The organism is Streptomyces sp. NPDC050636 (assembly GCF_040654775.1).
Lineage (GTDB): Bacteria > Actinomycetota > Actinomycetes > Streptomycetales > Streptomycetaceae > Streptomyces.
This window is the reverse complement of the sequence record NZ_JBFAIP010000074.1, coordinates 1-21,293: the sequence shown is the minus strand read 5'-3', so window position 1 is coordinate 21,293 and position 21,293 is coordinate 1. Positions and strand designations below refer to the sequence as shown.

Genomic DNA, 21,293 nt, shown 5'->3' with positions numbered 1-21,293 from the left:
CGCCCGGGGCTAGGACGAAAGCGCCGCCCCAGCGCGCCGATGCCCACCTGTGCGCACCGTGGGCGGGGGCGCTCTCTTCATGCCTGCTGGGCACACTGATGTGAGTCGGCTTCACCCGCGTCCAGCGGCAGGAGGTTTGGGCATGGCAGCACCGCGCATGACTCGGCGACAGAGAGGGATCTCCCGGAGAATGGGCGTACTGGCGGCCTCGGTGGGGCGCGGGCGACGGGCGTGGACCGGGGGAAGCCGAAGGTCCGGGGCCCGGACGAGGTGGCTCCTGCTGTGCGTCTGCCTGATCGTGAGTGCCCTCGGCTCCAGCACAACATCGATGGCAGCTGCCACCAAGCCGTCGGCTCAGCAATGCGACGAGGTGCCGACCGGCGTCGTCACCCGCGATCACTGGCTGAGGTTCAGGGTGCCGCCAGGGCTCATGCCGGACGCCCAGTTCGACGGGCGTCCGGCGAGGATCCAGGTGCATCGCGTCCAGCCGGTGTACGCGAACGGCAAATGCCCAGCGGTGCCCAACAGGGCCGCAGTGCTGATCCACGGCCGCACCGTCACCGCCTCGCCGACGTTCGACCTGCGCCACCCCGCCCCGGGCGGTGGCTCGCTCAGCGTGCAGGAAGGACTCGCGCGGGCGGGCATCGACACCTTCGCCCCGAGCCTGCTCGGCTACGGCCGCTCGACACGCTTCGACGAGGGCCTGAACGATCCCGGCAACGCGAGCCTCAGGCCCTACCTCGCGGACGGCACCTGTCCCTACCCCGAGGGGTGCGACCGCACCCACAACCCGATCTTCACCCTCGATCAGCAGGGGACGCTGCTCTTGACCAATCCGCTGGGCGGGGAGAGGACCGCACACTCAAGCAATCACCGCTTTGCGCGCATCGACGTCTGGGTACGCGATATCCGCCAGGTCATCGACGACGCCATCACCCGCGCCCAGCCGACGGACGGCAAGGTCACCCTGCTCGGCTATTCGCTCGGCGGGCCGCGCGTCGGGCGGACGCTGTACGCAGCCAACCCGGTCCTCCCCGGAAGCGCCGAAGTCATCGCGAAGGTCAACCGTGCCGTGTTCATGTCGTCGATCTACGGCGGACCGACTGAGGAGACACCGCCCCCGACGGGCTTCGTCACGTTCCCGCTGACGCTTTCCCCCCGCTCGGGGGCACCGGTGCTGCCGCCGGATCGCGAGGCCGCGTGCACCGGGCGTGTCGTCCCCGGCAGCCAGGATCAGTTCTGGGAGCAGATCATGGAGCAGGACACCGAGGGGCGGAACTGGGGAGGCGACGAGCCCGGCAACCCGACCGGCCTCAACCGCTCGCCGACGTTCTCCGGCTACGGCTGGAACACCGCCGTCGCAGGGCAGCTGACCCCACCCACGCTGGTCATCCACGGTCTCGAGGACGACACCGCGCCGCCGGCCAACTCGTCCGCCATCTTCAACGCCCTCCCGGCGTCGATGACGAACAAGGCGCTCGTGCAGGTGCAGTGCGCGAGCCATCAGATGCAGATGGAGGGCTGCTCCGGCCCGCGCTGCACACCGGAGTCCGGAACGCCCTACGGCGGGCGCCCCGGCGAACCGTGGGCCGGACCCCACGCCACGGTCAAGTCGGCGCTGATCGAGTGGATCAGGAGCGGGACCTTCAACGGCGCCGCGAACGGACAGTTCACCATCGACGAAAGCGGCGTGGCCAGCGCCACCCCGTAGAGCGACTCCGAGCCCTGAGAGGACAGCGGTGGAGCTTCACACGAGAGAACAGCGGGTGTGAACTGGCGACCTCGTGTAATCGGCTGACGCCTACTCCCTGGTGAGTGAAGCCCTGGGGTCACCGTGTGTGGTGGCCGTGGGCATAGTGGCACCAAGTGCCTCCGGCCTCGGCGGCGAGGAATACGCGACAGTCGATTACGCGAGCTCACCAGCATCACGCCCCGTGAGCTCGATGTGGTGAGCTTCCTCGGCCTCTTCGATCTCGGCGTGGAAAAGCCGCTGGGAGCCGCCAGGCCGGGGGGCCTGGGCAGTTTCGTTTGGATCATCGGGCAGTCCAGAGGAAGATGCCCGCGATGTGGAGTCCGGCCAGGTAGACGGTGGCCGTCTTCTCATAGCGGGTGGCGATGCCGCGCCACTGCTTAAGACGTCGATTTATTTGGTGAGGTGGCGGTGCTGCTGGGCACGGTGAACCGTTCGGCGGCAAGGCCGACGAAGACCGAAAATGCTCAAAGCCTGACGCCCCGAACGCGACAGCGCCGCGCCGCCCTGGCAGTGCGTACTCAGGAAGTCTGGGGCGGGGCAAGTCGCCATTCCCCGGAATGGCCAGGTGGGAGCGCCAGGTCACGTCGGACGGCCGCGTAGTACCCCTCACGTGCGGCGCGTTGGCGCTTGAGCATGGTCGACCAGGTTTCCGGGCTATGAGTCTGGTCTCGCAGGAACCCTTCCATCTCCATCACCACGACGACCCATTCGCGGGCTTTCTCCACCACGTCCGGGGTGCCAAGCATCAACAGTGCCTCCCCGGCTGGATCCCGGGCATCAGTGGCTTCGGCCAGGTGAGGCGCCGCTTCCTCGGGTGACAAGGGGTGCGGGTGAGGGTCGTTGGGTGTCGGCCCAGTCGATGCGAGGGCTCAACGCCTTTGCGGGCGATGCGGTGGGTGATGCCTCGGCTGCGAAGCCATCGGCGCACGTGGTCGTAGTCGTAGCCCTTGTCGACGTGGAGCTTTGCCGGCCGTCGGCGGCTGGGGTCTCGGCGGGAGCGGATCGGCGGGGTGCCGCGGACGAGTGGCTCCAGGCCCTGGCTGTCGTGCATGTTGGCGCCGGAGATGCCCAGCGACAGCGGCAGTCCGTTCCTGTCCGTGATCAGGTGGATTTTCGAACCGGGTTCGCCGCGGTCGGTCGGATTCGGACCGGTCAGTGGCTCCCTTTCGTCGCTCGGATGCTGAGAGAGTCGATCGCGCATCGCGACCAGTCCAGCCTGTCTCGGGTCCCGAGTTCGTCCAGGATGACGCGGTGGAGCCGTGCCCAGACCCGCTGCTGGCTTCACTGGGCGAAACGCCGGTAGACCATCTGCCAGCAAGGGCCGAACACCGGCCGGAGCTGCCGCCACGTACAGCCCGAGGTGGCCACGAAGATGATCGCCGCCAGGGCATCACGATCGTCTGCCCGCCGCGACCCCCGCCCTGCGGACGCCTCACCTCCGTTGGTGCCACCACCCGCCGGAACAGCACCCACAACCCATCCGGTACCAGTCGTTCCACCAGATCCACCATGCGTCACGGTGGTCACGCCACCGGCCGCCCCTCTTCGGCGTCCGATCCGGAAGCAACGGCTCGATCCGTGTCCACTGCGCGTCAGGCAACGACATATCCTGGGTGTCGGCTCCGACCTCTACGACATCTGGCAGATGTTCCACTGATCCTTTCCCGGGATCGGTGACGTGTTGACCCACATATGAAGTCCCCCGGCATCTCCATTCCGGGGGGACTTCAGCCCAAGAACAAGGAATCACTGTGACCCCCACCGCGAGCGACACGAAGAAGCCAGAGATCCCGACCCTGCCTGCCTGGCTCACCATCCCCGTCGGCTTCTTCGTCGCGTTCATCCTCGGCGAGCACTACGGCTTCCCATGGTGGCTGCGTTCCATTGTCGTCATCGCCGTCAGCCTCATTGTCGAAGCTGTCAACCAGGCCGTACGGCGCGTGGCAAGCGGCAGGAAGGATGGAGACAGGGCGTGAACGATGAATGCTCAGCTACCTCGCGGCCGCTCTCCCGCCGGGGACCGGGGCCCCGACCCGGCTCCTAGCCGTACAGTGCGCGCTACGCACCACCGCCTCGGGCTGACTCTGGATGCCGGCAGGCCTCCTTCGTGGGATGCGCCTTCACCAAGGTCCGTGCATGTGGAGGGAGTTAGAAGAGCCCTTCGGCTGACGTCCGGTCCGGCGCTGCGCGGCACGCCGGCCGCAAGCCAGCTGGTAGCGCTTGTGCTGGCTAGGCGCCTCTCCCCCGGCAGCGCGCACGGTGTCATGGAGGCGGACCGGATCGGGCTCGTGTGCGCGGTGGACCTGATTGTCCTGGCCGCCATACTCGACTGCCTGGTTGCCGCCCGGGTAGCGGACTGGTGGTCGTATGACCCGGCTGCTGAAGACATCGCCTGGACCCTCAGCTCCGACTTGGCCGGGCGGTATTCCAGCGAGGGCGCGATGTGCACACCTCCGGGTGCGCGATGTGCACACCTCCGGGCGCGCGATGTGCACACCTCCGGGCGCGCGATGTCAGCGTCCGGCTACAGCTACGTTGCCGGAACTGGAGCCAGGGCCCCAGGCCGATGCGGACGAGGACCTGGAGTGGGTGGTCACGGTCGACTCGACCATTGTTCGCGCACCCGCACGCGGCCGGAACCCGCAAAAAGGAGCTCCGGCCGGCAAGCCCGGCGACCATGCTTTCAGACGCTCCCACGGCGGACTGACGACCAAAACCCTCCGCCCGTGCTCGTCGTGTACGACCGCGACGGGCTGTGCGGGTCGGCAGGTAGCGGGCCAATCCCGAGTCGACGGTGCCCGGACGGCAGTCGGAGACGGGGACGGGGACGGGGAAACGGATGTGGGTGTGCTCATGTGCCCCCGTGATGTCTTGCCCGCTGTCGCGGAGTGACCGTCAGGCACCGTTGAAGGACGACCGAGCGCTGTCGAGGGTGGCCTCCATGCGGGCTACCTGGCCCTTGGTGAACATGAACATGGCCTTGTCGTCGGTGTAGTCCATGTAATTGACGAACATGTCGCCGTCCGGCCCATTTCTGCAGGACCGCCGAGGGAAGGTCGGGGTCTGGAAGTTGGGACCACCGGAGTTCGGGGTGTCCGCGACGAGGTCGCTGCCGTTGCATCCGCCGTCGTCGTCGCCCCAGATGTGCAGCAGGTTGAGCCAGTGCCCCACCTCATGGGTCGCTGTGCGCCCACCGTTGAAGGGAGCGGAGGCTGTGCCGGTCGTACCGAAGAACCGGTGGCCGATGACCACCCCGTCCGTATCTGCGGGACCACCCGGGAACTGGGCATAGCCGAGTATCTCGTCGGGGTCCGCGGGGTCGAAGATGCGTGGGCAGACCCAGAGGTTGAGATAGCGGTCAGCGGGCCAGGCGTCGTGGCCGCCACTCGACGAGTCTTTGACGGTGTTGGTCCGTATGTTGAATTTCCTGGCCTGGGTCTGTGTGCGGGTGATGCCGTCGGTGGGCTGTCCTTGCGGATCCTGCGTGGCGAGGTGGAACTCGATGCGGCTGTCGGCCACGAGCGGTTTCCAGACCGCCGGGACCCGATCGATGTCCGGATTGAGAGCCCGGAAGTCCTGGTTCAGCACGTCGATCTGGCTGATGACCTGGTTCTCACCGATGTTCTGTGCGGCGGTGTTGAACACCACGTGCACAACGACCGGGATGCGGGTCAAGCCGACACGTGCCGTTGCCTCGATGCCGGTCTCGTAGGCGAAGGCTTGGTTCTCGATCTGGACACGGCTCGCGGCGTAGGCCGGGTTCTCGGCCATCAGCAGATGGTGCACCGGCATCGTGCCGCAACCTCGGCGGGCAGGAGTGGGGGTCGCATCTTTCTCGGACATATCACACCTCCAGGTTCGGCCGCGGGGCGCGGCTTTGGCCGGTGAGGCACTACCGAATTCCGGCAAATAAAGCCATGGTGATGCAAATGAATTAATCACCAAAAAGGCTATCATCTGTTGCAAATCGGGGCAAAAAATGCTCCGCGGGAGGCCGGGACGATGAGCGAGCTGCCTGCCGAGCTGTTCCAGCAGTGGACCCACTCCTACGAGGAGGACACCGAGGGCGTGACCGTCTACCGTCCGGCCGGCTATCCGTTTCCGCCCGCTCGCGGCCGCAGGGGTATGGAGATCGTCGCGGACGGAACCTACATCGACCACGCCTTCGGCGGTGCCGATGTACCCGACATCATCCCCGGCCGCTGGTCGGCGGCGGCCGGAAGGTCACTCGCCATCAGCTTTCCCGGTACGATCCGGCCCGACCGCCGGCTTGAGATCCTGCAGTGCGACGGCGAACTGCACGCCACTCGGCAGGCAGGGCTCCATCCAGCTTCGACCCGCCGGACGTTGGCGGCGCCGCAAGGTGTGCGTCGGGTCGTTGGCCGGGATCCGGGGGCTTGTGCAATTGCGCGGGTGGGTGGAGGGCTGCGCCAACAGCTCCTCCGCCCACCCGGAGGGGTCCGGACCGTCATCCAGACGCCTTGGCCGCGCGTCCTTTGTCTGATGTCCATGGTTCGCGGGGCGCAGCACCCAGTGTGCGGGACTGGCTGATTGTCCGGGGGGCCTAGGAGGCGTTCTCGAACTGAAGGGGCCGGCGGAGCGGGGCGCAGGCATGTGGCCTGCGACGCAGTGGGCCCATCGGGCTTTGTTCGAACGCGGCGCGGCCGTGGCGGGAATTGTTCAGAGGACGCGGCCCCGCCCGCGAATTGTTCACGAGGTCGGACTATGCACGCAAACCGACCATTTTGGTTCTGCTGGTAACTCCTTTTGCATGCAGGGGAGTTGGTGCATCGTGGCATGACCGGCTGCGAGCGGGCCGGCCGCAGCGCCAACTGCGGGTACGAACCGTGTTCTCCAGTTCCGGACCGTCATCCAGGAGTTGCCATGCCTCACGTCCCTCCGCTGTCGTGCACATTCCCGGTCCCGCGGGAGGTACGGGTGCGCGTAGCCGTCGTGATCGTCGTGATCGTTGCCACCATCTGCCTGGTGCGCCACGGCTACGATGCAGGTAGTGCCGTCGCCGTGATCAGCCTGGCAGGGGGCGCGGCCTTCGATCTGGCTCGCCGTCTCCTCGCCCCGGCCCCGGTCGCCGCTGTCCGCCGCGTCGCGGGAAAGTGAAGCAGACATGCCCCGCGGACGGCCCGAGAAGCCCGTCGACACCAGCATCAAGGAGGTCGCGCAGCTCGCGCTGCAGATGCGCAAGCTGCGCCACGACGCCGGGCTGACGCTCGATCAACTAGCTGAGGGTGCGCACTGGAGCAAGGCCACTCTCCAGTCAGCCACCACCGGCTCCAAGCCTCCCGCGTGGGACGTCGTCGACGCGTGGGTGAAGACCTGCGCGCCCACGGCCAACCAGGATCTGTGGCGCAGCCGACATGCCCGGGCGGAGCGTGCGTTCCGCGCCCATCACGGCCTCGAAGGGCCGGAGACAGAGGAGGCGGTTGCCGTCATTGCGGCGGCACGACACGACGGTGCGTCCGCGCCGCCGCCGGCCACGGGCACTCGCGACCGGCCGGACATGCTGGAGGTGATCAGCTGGCATACGCTCAACCCGCGGATTGGCCTGCAGATCACGCGCCTTGGCCACGCGCCGATCCCCGTGCGCTTCAAGGCGGCGCCGACCGATCTCATGGACGGGCCGCCGCCGGTGGATCTGACGGGGCTCTACGCAGATCTGCCTGATCTGTTCAGTCTCCTTCCGCAGCGCCGACTCGTCGTTCTGGGGGAACCGGCAAGCGGCAAGACCCAGCTGGTCCTCGGCCTGGGCCAGGCCCTGCTCGGACGCAAGCAGGAGACCGCGATTCCGGTCAGGGTCGCTGTGGGCAGCTGGCGAGCCGGGGAGACCCGGTTCACTGATTGGCTCGCAGGCGAGCTCACAACCCTCGCCGCCACTGTCTCTGGCGCCACGGACGACTACTTCACCCCCGACCTGACCGAGTTTCTGCTGGAGCAGGGGTCGCTGCTGCCCCTGTTGGACGGGTTCGAGGAGATCGACCCGCAACACCAGGCGCCCGCGATCGCCCAACTCAACGCATACTCCGGGGGGATCATCCTCACCTGCCGGAGTGAACCCTTCACGGCACTGGTGGAATCAACCAACACGACACTGCGGGGCAGCAGCGGCATCCTCCTAGAACCACTCGGGCTGGACGACCTCGACGGCTGGCTACAGACGACCGACCAGCCGAGCCGGCAGGACGTCGTGCAGCAGAAGTGGCAACCCGTCCTCACCACCTGTCGGCAGGCTCCGGACGATGCCCGCGTGCGGGATCTCCTCGCCGTGCTCTCCTCGCCCTCGATGGTCTGCGCCGCGTGGCTCTCCTGCAGCCATGGCCGCGCCGACCCGATGGCCCTGCTCGAAAAACCGTCCCGGGCAGAGATGGAGCGCAAACTGATCGAATCCGGTTACCTGCCGCGCTTCGCGGCGCTGGCATTCATGCCCCGACGCCGCAACGGAGACCTTCGCAAGGATGCTGAGCGCTTCAACGCCTCCCTCGCCTTCTTCATCCGGCAACGGCCTCGCCCCGGCGGAGCCATCACGCTGGAAGGCACGGGGCTGACCATGCGGAGGCTCCACCGCCTCGCCATGGGGGCGATCGCCCTGCTGACCTGTGTGTGCATCTTCCTGATCCCGTTCCAGACACACGAAAGCTACTACTCCACGTCCGGGTCCGGGGACGGACTCGGAACGGCTTTTCTCGTGATCTGCGCGGCCGTGGGCGCAGCGGTGGCGGGACTGATGCGCCCGGCCCTCATGCATATCCCGTCCGCCGTCAGTCGTCCGCGAAAACCGGCAGACGTCATGCGAGGACTGGCCAGTCCGGCGATCCTGCCGGCGGTGGCGTGTGTCCTGTGCATGCTCGTCGTCGCGGCATCTCCCGCCACACTCCCCGCCGCATTCGAGTTCCTTGGGTTCGCCGTGATCTTCACCGTACGCGCGGCGTGCACGGGCAGCCGTGAACCGCGCAATGAGCGGACAACACTGAGCGGTGAACTGCTCAGCGCAGGCGCTCTGATGTCCTTGGTCCTGCTCCTCACGCTGATCGGCATAGTGGCCGGACCTGAGCACCTCGGAATTCAGTTCCTGCTGAGCGGCCTGGTGCTCCTCGCGCTGTGTCTGACCGCGGCCCCCGGTGCCCGCTGGGTTCCCACCCTGGCAATCCACCGCCAGCGGCATGCCTTCGTCGATCTGCCCGACATGCTGGTGAGCGCCTGCGACCAAGGCCTCTTCGCCAGGAAACGGAGTGCCTATCACTTTGCGGATCCCACCGTGGCCGCGCACTTCACCCACAGCCCCCTGCAGCCACGCCCACCCGCAGAAACCCAGTCCCGCACCTCCTCCCGATACCTGCCCCCGCACCCCAACCCCCGGCACGCGAACAGACCCGGACAGTCGCAGGATCCCCGCCCGGCAGAGCACTCCTGACCTACGCGGGCCCAACTGGGACGCGACGCCCACCTCGACGAGCGGATCCGCCACCGCCACGCTCAGCGGAAGCCCGCAGGAGCGGAGTTGGCGCGTTCACGAATGGAGCTGACGTGCGGCAATGGAGCCCCACGAAGATCACTCCCCAATGGGAGATCGGCCCCGAGGACCTGGCCCACATCTCTCCGTACGTGACCGAGCACATCAACCGGTTCGGCGAGTACAGCACGCACGAGCTCGGCATCCAGCCCGAGGCGTACGACCCGAAGCTGGATGTCGACTTCACCCCGCTGCGTGAGCAGACCTGACCGCTGCCGGACTCGGTCAGGCGGCCTGACCGCCCGTACCAGAGAGCTTCCTCATTGATGCGCGTACGGCTGCGGGGTCGATGTTCAGGTGTGCCATCAGTTCCGCTGCGGGGTCCGGTCGCTCGCAGGCCAGGATCGCGAGCAGCAGGTGGTCCAGCCCGATGCGTCGGCTGCCCGCCCCCCTCGCTTCGGTGACGGTGCGTTTGATGACCGACCGCGCACCGGACGTGAAGGGGGTGCGCTTGCGTGAGACGGGGATCGGAGCCCGCTCAACGCCCTCGACGTCGATGCCGATCGCGGCCAGCGCGGTCCGATCGAGGACATCGAGGGCCGCGCGTGTGGTTGCCAGGTCAACGCCGAGGGCTGGGACCGCGGCCGAGTCGGGGACGTCGAGTACACCCAGGAGGAGGTGTTCGGTGCCGATGCGGCGGTCGCCGCGCAGCCGCGCCTCCTCGTGCGCCGACCTGACCGCCATGCGGGCACCCGCTGTGAACTGTTCGAACACTGTTGCCTCACTTCCCGTGCTTGGCGTGCGCGGATTGGCGTGACACGCCCAGGGCGTCCCCGATCTGCTCCCAGGACCATCCTTGCTGCCTCGCACGTGCCACCGCGGTCACCTCGACCTGTTCGGCCAGTCGGTGCAGCGCACCGACCGCCCGCAGTCCGACGGCAGGATCGTGCGACCTGATGCGCTCTGAGAGATCTCCCGATTCCATAGCCGTCAGTCTGGGTTGACAAGCACATTCTTGTCAACCCAGACTGACGGTCGATCGGGGCATTGCTGCAGGATGCTCTCAGACCCATAGCTAGCTGCCTGCCGGACCGCAGTTCGGCTGTTCCGGCGCGTCCAGCCCGTTCGGGGCGACGCCGCCCTCAGAGCACCATCCACTCCTGGAGGATTGATGCAGCGGAAACCGGCGCAGACTCTCTCCCGATGGACCAGCGCGGCACGGGCCGACCCTCTCCTTGCCTGCGGTGCGATCGCCGGCCCACTGTTTGTTCTCACCTTCGTCATCGCTGGCGTCACTCGCGTCGACTACAACCCTCTGCGCCACCCCGTGAGTTCACTCGCCCTGGGCAACGTCGGCTGGATACAGGTGGTCAACTTCCTTGCCACAGGCACCCTTGGCATGGCCTTCACCCTCGGGCTGCGGCGCGCACTCCGGCCTTTCGGGGGATCAACCTGGGGCCCGCTGCTGGTCGGGATATGGGCTACGGGCCTCTTCGGCGCGGGGGTCTTCGTCACAGACCCGGTCAGCGGATATCCGCTGGGCACCCCCGACAAGCTCACCCACTACGCCAGCACGCACGCCGCCCTGCATGACGGCGTCTCGTTCGTCGCCTTCATGGCTCTGGCGGTGGCCTGCTTCGTCTTCGCCCGGCGATTCGCCGGATGGGGCAGGCCGACTTGGGTCATCTACTCCGCGGTGACCGGCGTCGTTTTCACGTTGGCGTTCGCGCTCTCCAATCTGGGCTTCGAGCAGACCGAGGGGCTGGTGAACCTCGGCGGACTATTCCAGCGCATTGCGATCACCGTCGGCTGGTGCTGGCTGAGCCTGCTCGCCCTCCACCTGCTACGCCACAACTCCCCACGGCAACCGACAGGCGGGGCCAGCCAGGAGCAGTGAACGCTTCCTGACTCCTTACGGAAGGGCACGGCGGGCCGCCGATGAGAGTGCGGACGGGCGCAGGTCGGCTTTCCGGCGACGATGGCATCAAGGTAATCGACGAACCGGCGCTGTCGGAGGTGCCGGATGACCTGTACCCACGGGACAAGCGCGGCAGGATCACCGCGAAGGGCGGGGCGACGGAGTGGATTCACCGGCAGTCCGGCACCGCCCAGTTGCTGCCCCGCCTCATCGCCCGCCGTACCCGCGGCCCGCTGTTCCTCACCGACCGCAAGGCCCCGGCCGGAACGCCGACGCTCGACGTGTGCCCGGAGACCGGCCGGGCCCGGCTCTCCTACCGCCGGGCTGAGGAGATCTTCGAGGAGAACACCCGGCTGCTGGCCACGCCAAATGTTCGGCCGAGTCGGCTTCCAACTCCTCCGGAAACGAGTCCTGTTGTCGTGACGGTCAGTGACACGACCCGCCGATAGGGTCGCAGGTATGGACATCGACGACGACGAGTACGAGGAACTGCGCCAGCTCGACCAGCTCAGGTCCGACAACAGGGTCCTGAACGCCTGGCTGACCATCCAGCGCTCCGAGTTCCCCGGCTGGGCCGAACAGGCCCCCGGCACATGGGACTTCAGCCTCGACTCGCTCGCCCGCCTCGAAGACCTGATCCGCGACCGCTACGCCACCACCGAGCAGGCCGATCAGGACGAAGGGGGCGACTTCCTCCAGACCGCCTCGTGGTACGTCGGGGAAGTCCACAACCGGCACTTCGGTACCGTGTGGCAGTTCCACCCCGATTCGGTGGAGATCACCGGCGCGTGGCCGTTCGTCACGGTGCCCTTCGACCGGCTCTTCGAGTTTCCCGACGAGGACGGCATCGAACCCGACAACCGGCCCCTCTACACGCCCGTGAAAAGGCTGTGCGGCATCCTCGTCCCCGACAATGGACACCTCGCCGCCGACCCAGACATCTACACCCCCATCGACGCAGATACCTAGGCGGTGGGAGGTTCAGTCCCACATGTCACCGAGGTGTTCGGCGAGCTCGTGCATCGCCGCCACTGCGGCCTCGTACCGGGCCGTGGCTGTGGGTGAAGGCCGGCCAGGGCGCATCACAGAAGTAGAACTCCGTCCGCTCCGACCGCTCCGACCGCTCCGACCGCTCCGACCGCTCCGACCGCCACAGCGTGAACCCGGACAGGAATGGCAACTTCCCGAAGGTCAGTCCGAGGGGCAGCCGTCACTCAGCGTGCGCGCTTCACGGACGGTGTTGCGGTCGCGGTCGCGGTCGCAGTGGAGGTCGGTGTCGTGGGTGACGGGCCTGCCGCCCCGGCCGACCTTCTTCTTCGATCAGCGGACGAAGCACTCGTTCCGCGTCCGTGTCCGCGTCCGTGGACGCCGGACGCCGGACGATCCGCCACGCCTTCAACGAGGCGCGGGGCTGACGGCGTCGGCCCGGCAGGCTCCGCAGACCTGTGCGGGGCCGCCTTCCGTACGCACCAGGGCAGCGGCGGCAGCGACGAAGGCGCGGATCCGGGCGTTGTCCGCCGCTGTCCGCCATACCGCACCGAACTCGGCGGGTGGCGCGTCCGGATAGGGCACAAAAGCGATCGTCGGGCGGGTCTGGTACACCGCTGTCTGGCTCGGGACGGGGTGGACGCCATGGCCGGCGCCGACCCGGGCCAGCGTCTCCTGGAGCGAGCCGGTCGGCAGCATGCTCTCGCCGGCGAGGTCGCCTTCGCCGACCGCGTCGCGGCGGGCCAGCCGGTGGCGGGCGGGAACGGCGAGCATCACGGCGTCGGATATCAGCACCGGCCCGGCAGTCAAGTCCGGTTCGCTGACGGGGAATCGGACGATCGCCAGGTCGGCCTCGCCGGACCGGAGGGGCCCGTACGGATCGCCTTCGGGGACCTCATGGAGTCGCACCTCGCACTCGGGGTTGCCGGCGCGCAAGGCGGCCTGGACGGAGAGCACCAAGTCACCCTGGAGCGCCCCGGAGAAGCCCACATGCAGCGGTCCGGCGACACCCCGGCCGGCCTCGGTCGCACGCGCGATGCCTTCCTGGATACGTACGAACGCCGGGCCGATGTCGTCCCGAAGGCGGCGGCCTACCGGGGTGAGGGCAACCCGCCGGCTGGTCCGCTCGAACAGCGCGGTGCCGAACCGGCGCTCCAGCTTCTTGATGGTCTGGCTGACCCGGGCCTGCGAGACGAGCAGCCGCTCGGCGGTGCGCGCGAAGTGCAGTTCCTCGGCGAGCGTCAGGAAGATCTCGATCTCACGGCTTTCCATAACCCTCAGGTTATCGATCGTTGCGGGGTTCGGCATTGTTCGGAAGTCCCCGCACGACCAGGGTTGATGACGTCACCTCCGGAGGTCCCGCCCGGAGGCGGTATCCAGAAGTCATGAGGAATGGAGCACACCATGGCACAGCCGCTCATCGTCATCACCGGCGCCGGTTCGGGCATCGGCGCGGCTACCGCACGCGCCTTCGCCGACCGCGGTCACCCGCTCCTGCTGCTCGGCCGTCGCCTCGACCGGCTCACCGGCCTGGGCCTACCCCACGCGCTGGCGCGGGCGGTGGACGTCACCGACCGCTCCGCGGTGGCCGCCGCGGTCGCCGAGGCTGAGGCCGCCTTCGGTCCCGCCGACGCGATCGTGAACAACGCCGGGACGATGCTGCTCGGTGAGGTCGCCGCCCAACCAGCGCAGCAATGGGACCAGATGATGGACGTGAACGTGCGCGGCCTGCTCAACGGCATCGCCGCGGTACTGCCCGGCATGGTCGACCGCGGAACCGGCACGGTGATCAACATCGGCTCGGTGGCAGGTCTCAAGAGCTACCCGAAGCACACCGTCTACAGCGGCACCAAAGCCGCGGTGCACGCGATCTCGGAGAGCCTGCGCGAGGAGGTCGCCGCGCACGGAGTGCGGGTGGTGACCATCGCCCCGGGCGCGGTCCGTACGGACCTGTTGTCGCACACCACCGACGAGGTCGCCAAGGCCGATTACCAGGAATTCAAGGATGCGGTGGAACTGCCGACGGCCGATGAGATCGCGGAGGCGGTGCGTTGGGTCTACGAGCAACCACAGCGGATCACCGTCCGCGAACTGGTTCTGGCCGCGACCGGGCAGGCCGCGTGACAGGCCAGGAGGGTTCGGGTTTTGGGCCCCTGGCGGGGTGCTGGTCCGGTGGGACGTTGGTGTGACGCGCGCGCAACTCGCCGACGAGGATGGGAAGTTCACCGGGCCGTACCTGCCGATCGGCGAGTTCGGGATGATCACCGAGGCCGCTCGCAGAGACGAGACCGATATGTCCCTGGTCAGTGTGGACTCCACGACGGCACGTGCTCATCACGACGCGACCGGCCTCTGGGTCAGCGACGGGACAGCAATTTCAGCCTGACGTCGTTGCCGTCCTGGACCCAGGGCTTACAGGAGCTGGCAGGGGCGGCATCCGAGGGTTTCCATTCGCCGAGGCGTTCGATGTGACGGCGATCGCGGCGCGTACACCGACGGCGGCAGCTCAGCCGGCCCCGGGACGATCCGCACCTCCGTGATCGAGGACACCTACTGACGCGCCAGCCCGTGGCGGTCGGCCCAGGCACTGATCGCCGCGGCCAGTTCCTCGGGGCGGTCTTCCGGGGAGTGGTGGCCGGCGAGGCCGTGGCGGGAGACTTCCAGGCCCGCGATGTTCTCCTCGCACCAGGCCACGGTCCCTTGGTCGGTCATCGCGCCCGGGCCCGGCTCGAACGCGGCGAGCAGCTTGGGGACGTCGGGGCTGGTGGCCAGCCAGGCGTCGTAGCGTTCGACGCGGGCCACGACGTCGGCGGGCGCGGCGTCCAGCGGCATCATGCGCGTCCACGCCAGTACCGGGCGGCGGCTGTGTGGGGTCGGGAAGGGCCGGCGGTAGATGTCGAGGTCGGCAGGGTCGAGCGGGGTGGCGAGCGTGTCCGGGAGTCCCTCGATGAACAGGGACTTCTCCAGGATCATCTCCTCGCCCACCCCGGGGGTGCGCAGGAGGGTGAACAGCTCCCGCCCTGCCGCCGGAAATTCGTCGCGGACCAGCGGCTTGATGATCGTCTCGGTGAAGGCCAGGCCGCGGACGCGGCCTGGGAGGCGGGCGGCGCGGTCGAAGGCGAGCGCGCCGCCCCAGTCGTGGCCGACGAGGACGGCCTCGGCAACGCCGAGGGCGTCGAACCAGGCGTCGAGGTAGCGGGCGTGGTCGTCGAAGGAGTAGGCGAGGTCGGGCTTGCCGGAGTCGCCCATGCCGATGAGGTCGGGGGCCAGAAGGCGGCGGCCGGGCGCCGCCACACCCGGCAGGACGTTCCGCCACAGATGGGAGGAGGTGGGATTGCCGTGGAGGAAGACGAACGGCAGCCCGTCGGGGTCGCCGGACTCTCGGTAGTGGAAGGTCGAGTCGAGGACGGGGAGGGTGGGCATGTCGGTGTTCCTTCGCTTTCCGTACGGGGGATTCAGAAGTTGAGACTCAGGACGCGGTCGACGGCGATCTCCACGACGATCAGGTCCGGCGGGGCGGGCGGGGCGGGCGGGGCGGGCGGGGCCGCGCGGTAGCGGACGGTGTAGCGGCGCTCCGCCTCGGCCAGGCGCACGGGGTCGTCGGTGACGGCGGCCCGGCCTTCGAGGGTGACCCAGCGGAAGCCGTCCGCCTGGCAGAGCGCGGCACGGGCCGCCGGGCCGCCCGCCGCCACGTTCCGGGCCTTGCGGGCCCGCGCCCGGGTGGTCACCCGGACCAGGCCGGTCGCCGCGTCGAAGGTGAAGCGGACGGGGGTGACGTGCGGGGTGCCGTCGGGGCGGAGGGTGGTGAGGGTGGCGAGAGTGGCCGTGTGGGGGCGAGCGAGGAACGCTCTTGTGGCGGCAGGGAGTTCGACGGTCGCCCGGCTCACTTCTTCTTCACGCCCTCATTCCAGATCAGCTTGGCGATGTTCGGCTGCACGGCCGTGGTGATCACGCCCATGGCTGTACGGACGTACCGCCGCTCGTCCAACTCGCGCAGCATGCTCGCGGCGAGGTCGGCACGGGCGGTGAAGACGCCGTCGGCGCTGGTCTCGGCGGTGAGAAAGTCCGTGACGGCGGGGTGCTCGAAGAGACCCGAGGGCCGAACGAGGGTCCAGTCGAGGTCCGTTTCCCGGATGACGGCCTCCATACGGCGCATGTCTTCGTGGAGGGTACGGCCGAGACGTCGGTTCACCAGCGGGTCGAGCACATGGTTGAAGAAGTGAGCACCGGTGGGGCGCCAGTCGGGGTCGGCGATGCTGGAGCTGACGGCGAGCAGCCGCTTGATGCCCTGGCGGGACATGGCCCTGGTGATGGCCATGGCGCTCGCGGAGTACGTGGTGATGGTCTCCTTGCTGAAGCGCGTGCCCAGCGCGGAGAGAACGGCGTCCGTGCCGCCGATCGCGGCGTCGACGGCCGCCGGGTCGGTGGCGTCCGCGACGGCCACGGCGAGGCCGGGCCGCTCGGGGAGAGAGCCAGGGCGGCGGGTCACGGCGACGACCTCGTGGCCGGCGGCGAGGGCCTGGTCGGTGAGGTGGCGGCCGGTCGGTCCGTTGGCGCCGAAAACTGCGATACGCATGGTGTCGGGGCATCCCTTCGTATGGTTCCCGGAACGCCCTTGACTGTGCTGATCACGGAACGCAGGCTCAACGCTGATGAATAAAGCCGCCCCTGCCCCCGCCCGCACCCGAGGCCGCCCCCGCGGCAACCCACCGACCCGCGAGTCGATCGTCTCGGCGGCCCGTGCGCTGTTCCTGGAGCACGGCTACCGGCGCACCACCGTGCGCGCGGTGGCCGGGGCCGCCGGGGTCGACCCGGCGCTGATCGCCTACCACTTCGGCTCGAAGAAGGGCCTGTTCGCGGACGTGATGCAGTTCCAGTGCGCCAATGCGCTGGCGGTGGACGACGTCCTCGGGGGCGACCCCGCCACCCTCCCCGACCGCCTGATCGACGCGGTGACCGACCTGTGGGAGGACGCCGACTTCCTACAGCTCACCGCCCAAGGCGACGAGGCCGCCACGGTGATCCGCGAATACCTGGAACGCGAACTGCTGGCCCGGCTTGTTGAATTTCTCGGCGGCCGGGACGCGACCGCCCGCGCCACGGCCGTGGTGACGATCCTCGGCGGCCTCATCTACACCCGCTACCTCAACCCCCTCCCCACCCCCGCCGCCCTCACCCCGTCCGAGACCCGCCACATCCTCACCCCGGCGCTGCGCGCGGCGCTGACCCCGAGGCCGCGCACCGCAGCAACCACCAGAGCAGGCCGTCGGAGCTCACCGACCTCCGGGTGAGGGGCGGCGGTGGCGGCTGGGAAGGCCTCAACGACACCTGTGGTACATCGCTTCGCTTGTTCTCGCCTCCCCTGCCCTACGAACTGGCTGAGGGGAGGCGGTGTGGAGGCGGTGTCCACCCGGCCGGGCAGGCTCGACGAGGTCGAGTTCTTCGTCGAAACACATCTCGCCGCCGGCTGGGGGAAGGCCACCAGGAGCTCATCAATGGAGTCGCGTCATGACGGTGCCGACCGGGTCCTCCGGATGGTCAGGATGGTCCGTCGCCTCCCGCGGCGTGCCCCGGTCCCCGGGCACGAAGCGCCGGGTAGCGGGGGAACCCGTCAGCAGTGTGTAGTACTGGCGAGAGAGTCAGTGAAAGACGACCAACTCCCCTTTTCCGCACTTGCGTTCGCCACCGCCTTCCCACGCCGCCCACCTCCCCACGTCGCCTAAGAGGTCATCTCATTTCGGTTGTTGAGGAGGCTGTCGGTCGCGGCGGGGATCGTTGGCCGGTTGGTGCCAGACGAGTTGTCGGTGCTGTATCAGCGGGTGGTGCCGGAAGCGCCGTCGCGGCGTCAGGGTGGCGGCAAGCGCCGGCACGGTGACCGGGAGGTGCCGGTGGCGGTCGTGTTCGTGACCACGTCGGGCTGCACCTGGCAGCAATTGCCATCCGGTGGCTTCGTTCACGAGAAACGGGTTCTGGCTCAATTGCTGTGGACACGCACGCCGAGTGATGGATGACCATCCTCCAGGCCCCTGCCCGAAACTGATTGGCTGGCGGCTGCCGAGCTGCGATGATGCCTCCACTTCCCAGACGGAGGACATTTGTTCGTTTTCGTGTGTGCGCGGTGCGACGCCGAGCTGACCACCCCGCTGTCCCAAGTCGCCCTGCCGGCTCACGCCCATCAAAAGTACGGGAACGGGATTCAGCTCCCGGTACTCATGGAACCGGGCACGTTCGCCGTGGACCCGGAGCCCTGGGGGCCGCCGTGGCGGACGTGGGAGAAGATCCATCCGGACGAGGCGGCCGCCCGCGGTGTCTACGCGCCGGTCTATGCCCTGTCCGACGGCGCGCCCAGCGCGATCGTCATCGCACCCGGCGACGCCCGCGGCACCCTGCTGATCCCGGAGAAAGGCGGCGGCTACTGCTGCGGCCTCGACGGGGCCGACGGCCCCAACATGGCCTGCGAGGCGTGCGGCCTGCCCGTGGCGAGCCGGATCGACGACTGCTCGCTCTGGCAGGCGGTGTGGCTCGCCCCGAACGCCGTGCGCCGCCTCCCCGTCGACAGCGCCGACGCCGCATCGCGCTCCTGGGCGGAGCTGATGGCGGAGGGGAAAGGCACACCCCCGTTCGAGCCGATCGCTACGTGGGGGTCGCGGGTGGGGTCGAGCCGCTGGTGGTCGTGGAGCCCGCAGTGGGAGGCTGCGGCCGGCCGGGCACTCGCCCACCTGCTGGCGGCCTCGGAGGGCTGGCCGGTGACGGTCCCGGACGGCCTGATCGAGGAGGTGTTCCAACGCACCCTCGACGCCCTGCTGCCCGCAGGTCTGCCGGCGCGGCACGCCGTTCTGGCCGGACCAGGACGGCCCGCCCCCGACGCGGACGCCGACATCCTCCTCGTGCCAGCCCATCCGCAGACGGGGGAAACCTGGACCCCGCCCGGCCCGGCCGCCCCGGCGTATCCGGTGCCGCTGCCGTTCGGGGTGTGGCTGTGGCTGGCCTTCCCCGAGCCGTACCTGCCCATTCCCGCATCGGGCAGCATGCCCGACGGCGTCCTCCGCGACGACCCGCCCGCGCCGCGCCCCAGTCACCTGTTCCGGGCCGACCCGGGAGCGTTCCAGCACACCCTGGTCCGGCTGCCGGCCGTCCGCAGCCCGTGGCTGCGCGAGATCCTTGAGAACCTCACACAGCACATGCGCGCCGGCCTCTTCTAGCGCTCGTCTCGCAGTGGCCCGTACTACGCACCCTGGTCAGCCGCCATATCCGCAAGGTATGGGAAGCAGCCTTCCCCACACTGGCCGACTTGGTAAGGGACTGGCTCGTCATCGAGAAGGAGCGGGAGCTGACCTTGTCGACGATCGCGCGGCATGGAGTGTCCGGCCGGCGGGACGTTGGAGGTTCGTGAGTGTGGGCACGATCCACCAGCCTGCCGTCGCTCCTCCGCTCAGCCGAAGAACACCAGCAGCAATGACACCACGGGGACGACGACGGCACCGATCACAAACCCGAGGATCACCTTCCGCTGCCAGGCCGCGAGATAGCCACCGCGCAGCGCGCTCCCCATCCTGCCGTACTGATCGATCCGCCCCATCGGCGTGAGCGGATCCGTCGGCCCCTGAGGCATGCCCTGTGTCCAGTCGGGTCCCGGCTGCGGGTAGCTGCGTCGCCACCCCTCGTCCTGTCGCCACGGCAGTTCCATCTGTTGCTCCTTGCCCGATCCCCCAGTTACGGCGAGCCTGCGTCCCCGCGTACCGACGTGGCTTCCCCGTCCTTCCGTTCCGCGCCCTCGGCTACCCGGTCTCCATCAAACGATGCGGAGAAGTCCGGGGTGAGCCCGTGTCAGGCCGACGATGCCGCCCGTCCGACGGCCGGGTGGGCACAGCCGCCGCTCAGGTCAGTTTGAAGGCGCCGACTGCCCGCGCCCCGCACGATCAAGTCCGCCAGTACGGACACCGCTTGCGGTGGTGCTACGGCGCGAGGGGCCAGTGTGCGCCTCGACGACCTATGCTGCGCCGCCTCCGACCCTGGTCCAGTCCCTACGACGGCGACGTCGTCACGACGTCCGACCAGATCGACGTCGGCCGGATCGTGCCGTTGGCGAACGCCCGGCATTCCGGCGCCGACGCCTGGCGGGTCAAGGGGCACGCTCTTCCCCTGCTCCGGGCCCTGCGTTGCCGTCAGTGGCTGTCCACGCCGTCGCCGGGAACGGCGTCCTGAGGCGAGGTGTGCCAGTTGGTGACGATCGGGTCGTCGACCGTGATGCTGCCGGTGTTCAGGCTGACCGGCTCGGTCTGGTCGTCCTTGCTCACGAAGACGATGATCTGGTTCAGCTCCTTGCCGCTATTGGTGCTGGTGGTCTTCGGGTTCACCCCGGCGTAGGCGGTGGTGGCGCCACTCAGCTTCACTTGCTCACCGACGGCCTGCTCGGCCGGCCCCGCTTCGGTGCCGTCGGACCCGAACGCGACGCCCGGAAGCTGCGCCGGGAGCGTGCAGGTGATACCCGTCTTGGCCTTCACCGAGATGAGGATGTAGCCACCGGCCTGGGTCTCGGACTTGGCGCTCCACGTCAGGTCATTGGCGCCACAGACCTGCCCGTAGCCGCTCTTGTCACCGCCCTTGTTGCCACCGTCGTCGGACGCGCTACCGCCGCTGCCGGACGCGCTGCCCCCCGTCGAACTCCCCTTTTTCGCCCCCGCCGAGGTGCCCGTGGAGCCGGAGCCCCCGGCGTTGCCGCCCGCGCCGCCGTTGACTTCCTGTCCCTTGTCCGCGGACTGCGCCGCGCCGGCCGAGGACGAAGCGTCGGCGGGATCGGACCCGCCCTCGCAGGCGCTGAGCGACAAGACAGTGGCCACCGCCATAGCGGCCAGGGTGGTCGTGCGGATGAGGTTCTTGCGCATGGGTGTGGACTCCCCCGTAGATCGGACTGCTTCAGCCGGACACAGCGCCAGGCACGCGCTCTGTCGGCAATCAGCTTCGAAGATCGGGTTGGCGTTCTGCTAACGAACCGCTAACGCGGTGCATCGGGTCACCAAAGCGCGCTTGCCGCCGACGACATCACTGGCACGTCGCCGCGCGCGCAGCTCGGGCGACCGGCCCGGCGCCGGCGCCCGGAGCGGAAAGGCGGCGGGCGGTTCATAGCCCTCGGGGGTGGGGTGGGCACATAGGCAGACCGGAGGGGAGGG

The 21,293-nt window shown here is 68.8% G+C and carries 23 protein-coding genes and 3 pseudogenes; 15 read left to right on the top strand and 11 right to left on the bottom strand.

Annotated elements, in window-relative coordinates; genetic code table 11:
• Window positions 1-328: 328 nt before the first annotated feature.
• The gene (locus AB0I10_RS31765) at window positions 329-1,711 is read left to right on the top strand and encodes an alpha/beta hydrolase (protein ID WP_363156130.1); all 1,383 of its coding nucleotides are present in this window, start codon (window positions 329-331) and stop codon (window positions 1,709-1,711) included.
• Between the two features lie 560 nt (window positions 1,712-2,271).
• Here AB0I10_RS31765 and AB0I10_RS31760 read toward each other — a convergent pair.
• A pseudogene (locus tag AB0I10_RS31760) lies at window positions 2,272-2,595 on the bottom strand (hypothetical protein); the annotation flags it as partial.
• 2 nt (window positions 2,596-2,597) lie between these two features.
• Window positions 2,598-3,264: pseudogene (locus AB0I10_RS31755) on the bottom strand (IS5 family transposase); the annotation flags it as partial.
• A 240-nt stretch (window positions 3,265-3,504) separates the two neighbouring features.
• On the opposite strand from AB0I10_RS31755, the gene AB0I10_RS31750 reads away from it, so the two are divergent.
• Both AB0I10_RS31750 and AB0I10_RS31745 read left to right on the top strand, forming a co-directional pair.
• The gene (locus AB0I10_RS31750) at window positions 3,505-3,729 is read left to right on the top strand and encodes a hypothetical protein (RefSeq protein WP_363156129.1); all 225 of its coding nucleotides are present in this window, start codon (window positions 3,505-3,507) and stop codon (window positions 3,727-3,729) included.
• Between the two features lie 586 nt (window positions 3,730-4,315).
• Window positions 4,316-4,468: pseudogene (locus AB0I10_RS31745) on the top strand (IS5/IS1182 family transposase); the annotation flags it as partial.
• 180 nt (window positions 4,469-4,648) lie between these two features.
• On the opposite strand, the gene AB0I10_RS31740 reads toward AB0I10_RS31745, so the two are convergent.
• Window positions 4,649-5,596: a zinc metalloprotease gene (locus AB0I10_RS31740; RefSeq protein ID WP_363156128.1), complete on the bottom strand. Its 948-nt coding sequence runs from the start codon at window positions 5,594-5,596 to the stop codon at window positions 4,649-4,651.
• A gap of 159 nt (window positions 5,597-5,755) precedes the next feature.
• Between AB0I10_RS31740 and AB0I10_RS31735 the strand changes: the two genes are divergently transcribed.
• The 4 genes from AB0I10_RS31735 to AB0I10_RS31720 all read left to right on the top strand — a co-directional run bounded on the left by AB0I10_RS31735 (window position 5,756) and on the right by AB0I10_RS31720 (window position 9,487).
• Window positions 5,756-6,304: a hypothetical protein gene (locus AB0I10_RS31735; RefSeq protein ID WP_363156127.1), complete on the top strand. Its 549-nt coding sequence runs from the start codon at window positions 5,756-5,758 to the stop codon at window positions 6,302-6,304.
• A 333-nt stretch (window positions 6,305-6,637) separates the two neighbouring features.
• Window positions 6,638-6,871 carry a hypothetical protein gene (locus AB0I10_RS31730; protein ID WP_363156126.1) on the top strand — a complete coding sequence of 78 codons (234 nt, stop codon included), beginning with the start codon at window positions 6,638-6,640 and terminating at the stop codon, window positions 6,869-6,871.
• Window positions 6,872-6,878: 7 nt separating this feature from the next.
• Window positions 6,879-9,179, top strand: coding sequence for a helix-turn-helix domain-containing protein (locus AB0I10_RS31725; RefSeq protein WP_363156125.1), 2,301 nt, complete (start codon window positions 6,879-6,881; stop codon window positions 9,177-9,179).
• Window positions 9,180-9,292: 113 nt separating this feature from the next.
• The gene (locus tag AB0I10_RS31720) at window positions 9,293-9,487 is read left to right on the top strand and encodes a hypothetical protein (protein WP_363156124.1); all 195 of its coding nucleotides are present in this window, start codon (window positions 9,293-9,295) and stop codon (window positions 9,485-9,487) included.
• A 16-nt stretch (window positions 9,488-9,503) separates the two neighbouring features.
• Here the strand turns inward: AB0I10_RS31720 and AB0I10_RS31715 are convergent, their stop codons facing one another.
• Window positions 9,504-9,962 carry a Clp protease N-terminal domain-containing protein gene (locus AB0I10_RS31715; protein WP_363156123.1) on the bottom strand — a complete coding sequence of 153 codons (459 nt, stop codon included), beginning with the start codon at window positions 9,960-9,962 and terminating at the stop codon, window positions 9,504-9,506.
• Window positions 9,963-9,999: 37 nt separating this feature from the next.
• Window positions 10,000-10,203 (bottom strand): helix-turn-helix domain-containing protein, encoded by a 204-nt coding sequence (locus AB0I10_RS31710; protein WP_363156122.1) that lies wholly within the window; start codon window positions 10,201-10,203, stop codon window positions 10,000-10,002.
• Window positions 10,204-10,389: 186 nt separating this feature from the next.
• Between AB0I10_RS31710 and AB0I10_RS31705 the strand changes: the two genes are divergently transcribed.
• From AB0I10_RS31705 to AB0I10_RS31695, 3 genes are read left to right on the top strand one after another with little or no spacing between them, the layout of a single operon-like run.
• A complete protein-coding gene (locus AB0I10_RS31705; RefSeq protein ID WP_363156121.1) occupies window positions 10,390-11,115 on the top strand; it encodes a DUF998 domain-containing protein in 726 nt (241 codons plus the stop codon).
• Window positions 11,116-11,156: 41 nt separating this feature from the next.
• Complete coding sequence (locus AB0I10_RS31700) at window positions 11,157-11,585, top strand: hypothetical protein (protein ID WP_363156120.1); 429 nt, start codon at window positions 11,157-11,159, stop codon at window positions 11,583-11,585.
• A 10-nt stretch (window positions 11,586-11,595) separates the two neighbouring features.
• The gene (locus AB0I10_RS31695; protein ID WP_363156119.1) at window positions 11,596-12,105 is read left to right on the top strand and encodes a hypothetical protein; all 510 of its coding nucleotides are present in this window, start codon (window positions 11,596-11,598) and stop codon (window positions 12,103-12,105) included.
• Window positions 12,106-12,531: 426 nt separating this feature from the next.
• Here AB0I10_RS31695 and AB0I10_RS31690 read toward each other — a convergent pair whose 3' ends face one another.
• Window positions 12,532-13,395, bottom strand: coding sequence for a LysR substrate-binding domain-containing protein (locus tag AB0I10_RS31690; protein ID WP_363156118.1), 864 nt, complete (start codon window positions 13,393-13,395; stop codon window positions 12,532-12,534).
• 132 nt (window positions 13,396-13,527) lie between these two features.
• Here AB0I10_RS31690 and AB0I10_RS31685 point away from each other — a divergent pair, with 132 nt between their 5' ends.
• Together AB0I10_RS31685 and AB0I10_RS31680 are read left to right on the top strand one after the other, a co-directional pair.
• Window positions 13,528-14,247, top strand: a complete 720-nt coding sequence (locus tag AB0I10_RS31685) for an SDR family oxidoreductase (RefSeq protein WP_363156117.1) — start codon at window positions 13,528-13,530, stop codon at window positions 14,245-14,247.
• A gap of 61 nt (window positions 14,248-14,308) precedes the next feature.
• A complete protein-coding gene (locus tag AB0I10_RS31680) occupies window positions 14,309-14,509 on the top strand; it encodes a hypothetical protein (protein ID WP_363156116.1) in 201 nt (66 codons plus the stop codon).
• A 164-nt stretch (window positions 14,510-14,673) separates the two neighbouring features.
• Here AB0I10_RS31680 and AB0I10_RS31675 read toward each other — a convergent pair whose 3' ends face one another.
• The 3 genes from AB0I10_RS31675 to AB0I10_RS31665 are packed head-to-tail and all read right to left on the bottom strand — an operon-like array spanning window position 14,674 to window position 16,699.
• On the bottom strand, window positions 14,674-15,582 hold the full coding sequence (locus AB0I10_RS31675; RefSeq protein WP_363156143.1) for a haloalkane dehalogenase: 909 nt from the start codon (window positions 15,580-15,582) through the stop codon (window positions 14,674-14,676).
• Window positions 15,579-16,010: a TIGR03618 family F420-dependent PPOX class oxidoreductase gene (locus tag AB0I10_RS31670; RefSeq protein ID WP_363156115.1), complete on the bottom strand. Its 432-nt coding sequence runs from the start codon at window positions 16,008-16,010 to the stop codon at window positions 15,579-15,581. Before AB0I10_RS31670 ends, AB0I10_RS31675 begins: the two co-directional genes overlap by 4 nt.
• Window positions 16,007-16,699, bottom strand: coding sequence for an NAD(P)H-binding protein (locus AB0I10_RS31665; protein ID WP_363156114.1), 693 nt, complete (start codon window positions 16,697-16,699; stop codon window positions 16,007-16,009). Before AB0I10_RS31665 ends, AB0I10_RS31670 begins: the two co-directional genes overlap by 4 nt.
• 76 nt (window positions 16,700-16,775) lie before the next feature.
• Here AB0I10_RS31665 and AB0I10_RS31660 point away from each other — a divergent pair, with 76 nt between their 5' ends.
• The 3 genes from AB0I10_RS31660 to AB0I10_RS31650 all read left to right on the top strand — a co-directional run bounded on the left by AB0I10_RS31660 (window position 16,776) and on the right by AB0I10_RS31650 (window position 19,325).
• The gene (locus tag AB0I10_RS31660) at window positions 16,776-17,414 is read left to right on the top strand and encodes a TetR family transcriptional regulator (RefSeq protein WP_363156113.1); all 639 of its coding nucleotides are present in this window, start codon (window positions 16,776-16,778) and stop codon (window positions 17,412-17,414) included.
• Between the two features lie 462 nt (window positions 17,415-17,876).
• Window positions 17,877-18,134 carry a transposase gene (locus AB0I10_RS31655; RefSeq protein ID WP_363156142.1) on the top strand — a complete coding sequence of 86 codons (258 nt, stop codon included), beginning with the start codon at window positions 17,877-17,879 and terminating at the stop codon, window positions 18,132-18,134.
• Between the two features lie 84 nt (window positions 18,135-18,218).
• On the top strand, window positions 18,219-19,325 hold the full coding sequence (locus AB0I10_RS31650) for a hypothetical protein (protein ID WP_363156112.1): 1,107 nt from the start codon (window positions 18,219-18,221) through the stop codon (window positions 19,323-19,325).
• A gap of 230 nt (window positions 19,326-19,555) precedes the next feature.
• Here AB0I10_RS31650 and AB0I10_RS31645 read toward each other — a convergent pair whose 3' ends face one another.
• The gene (locus tag AB0I10_RS31645; RefSeq protein WP_363156111.1) at window positions 19,556-19,810 is read right to left on the bottom strand and encodes a hypothetical protein; all 255 of its coding nucleotides are present in this window, start codon (window positions 19,808-19,810) and stop codon (window positions 19,556-19,558) included.
• A 478-nt stretch (window positions 19,811-20,288) separates the two neighbouring features.
• On the bottom strand, window positions 20,289-21,008 hold the full coding sequence (locus AB0I10_RS31640; RefSeq protein ID WP_363156110.1) for a DUF4232 domain-containing protein: 720 nt from the start codon (window positions 21,006-21,008) through the stop codon (window positions 20,289-20,291).
• Between the last annotated feature and the right edge of the window lie 285 nt (window positions 21,009-21,293).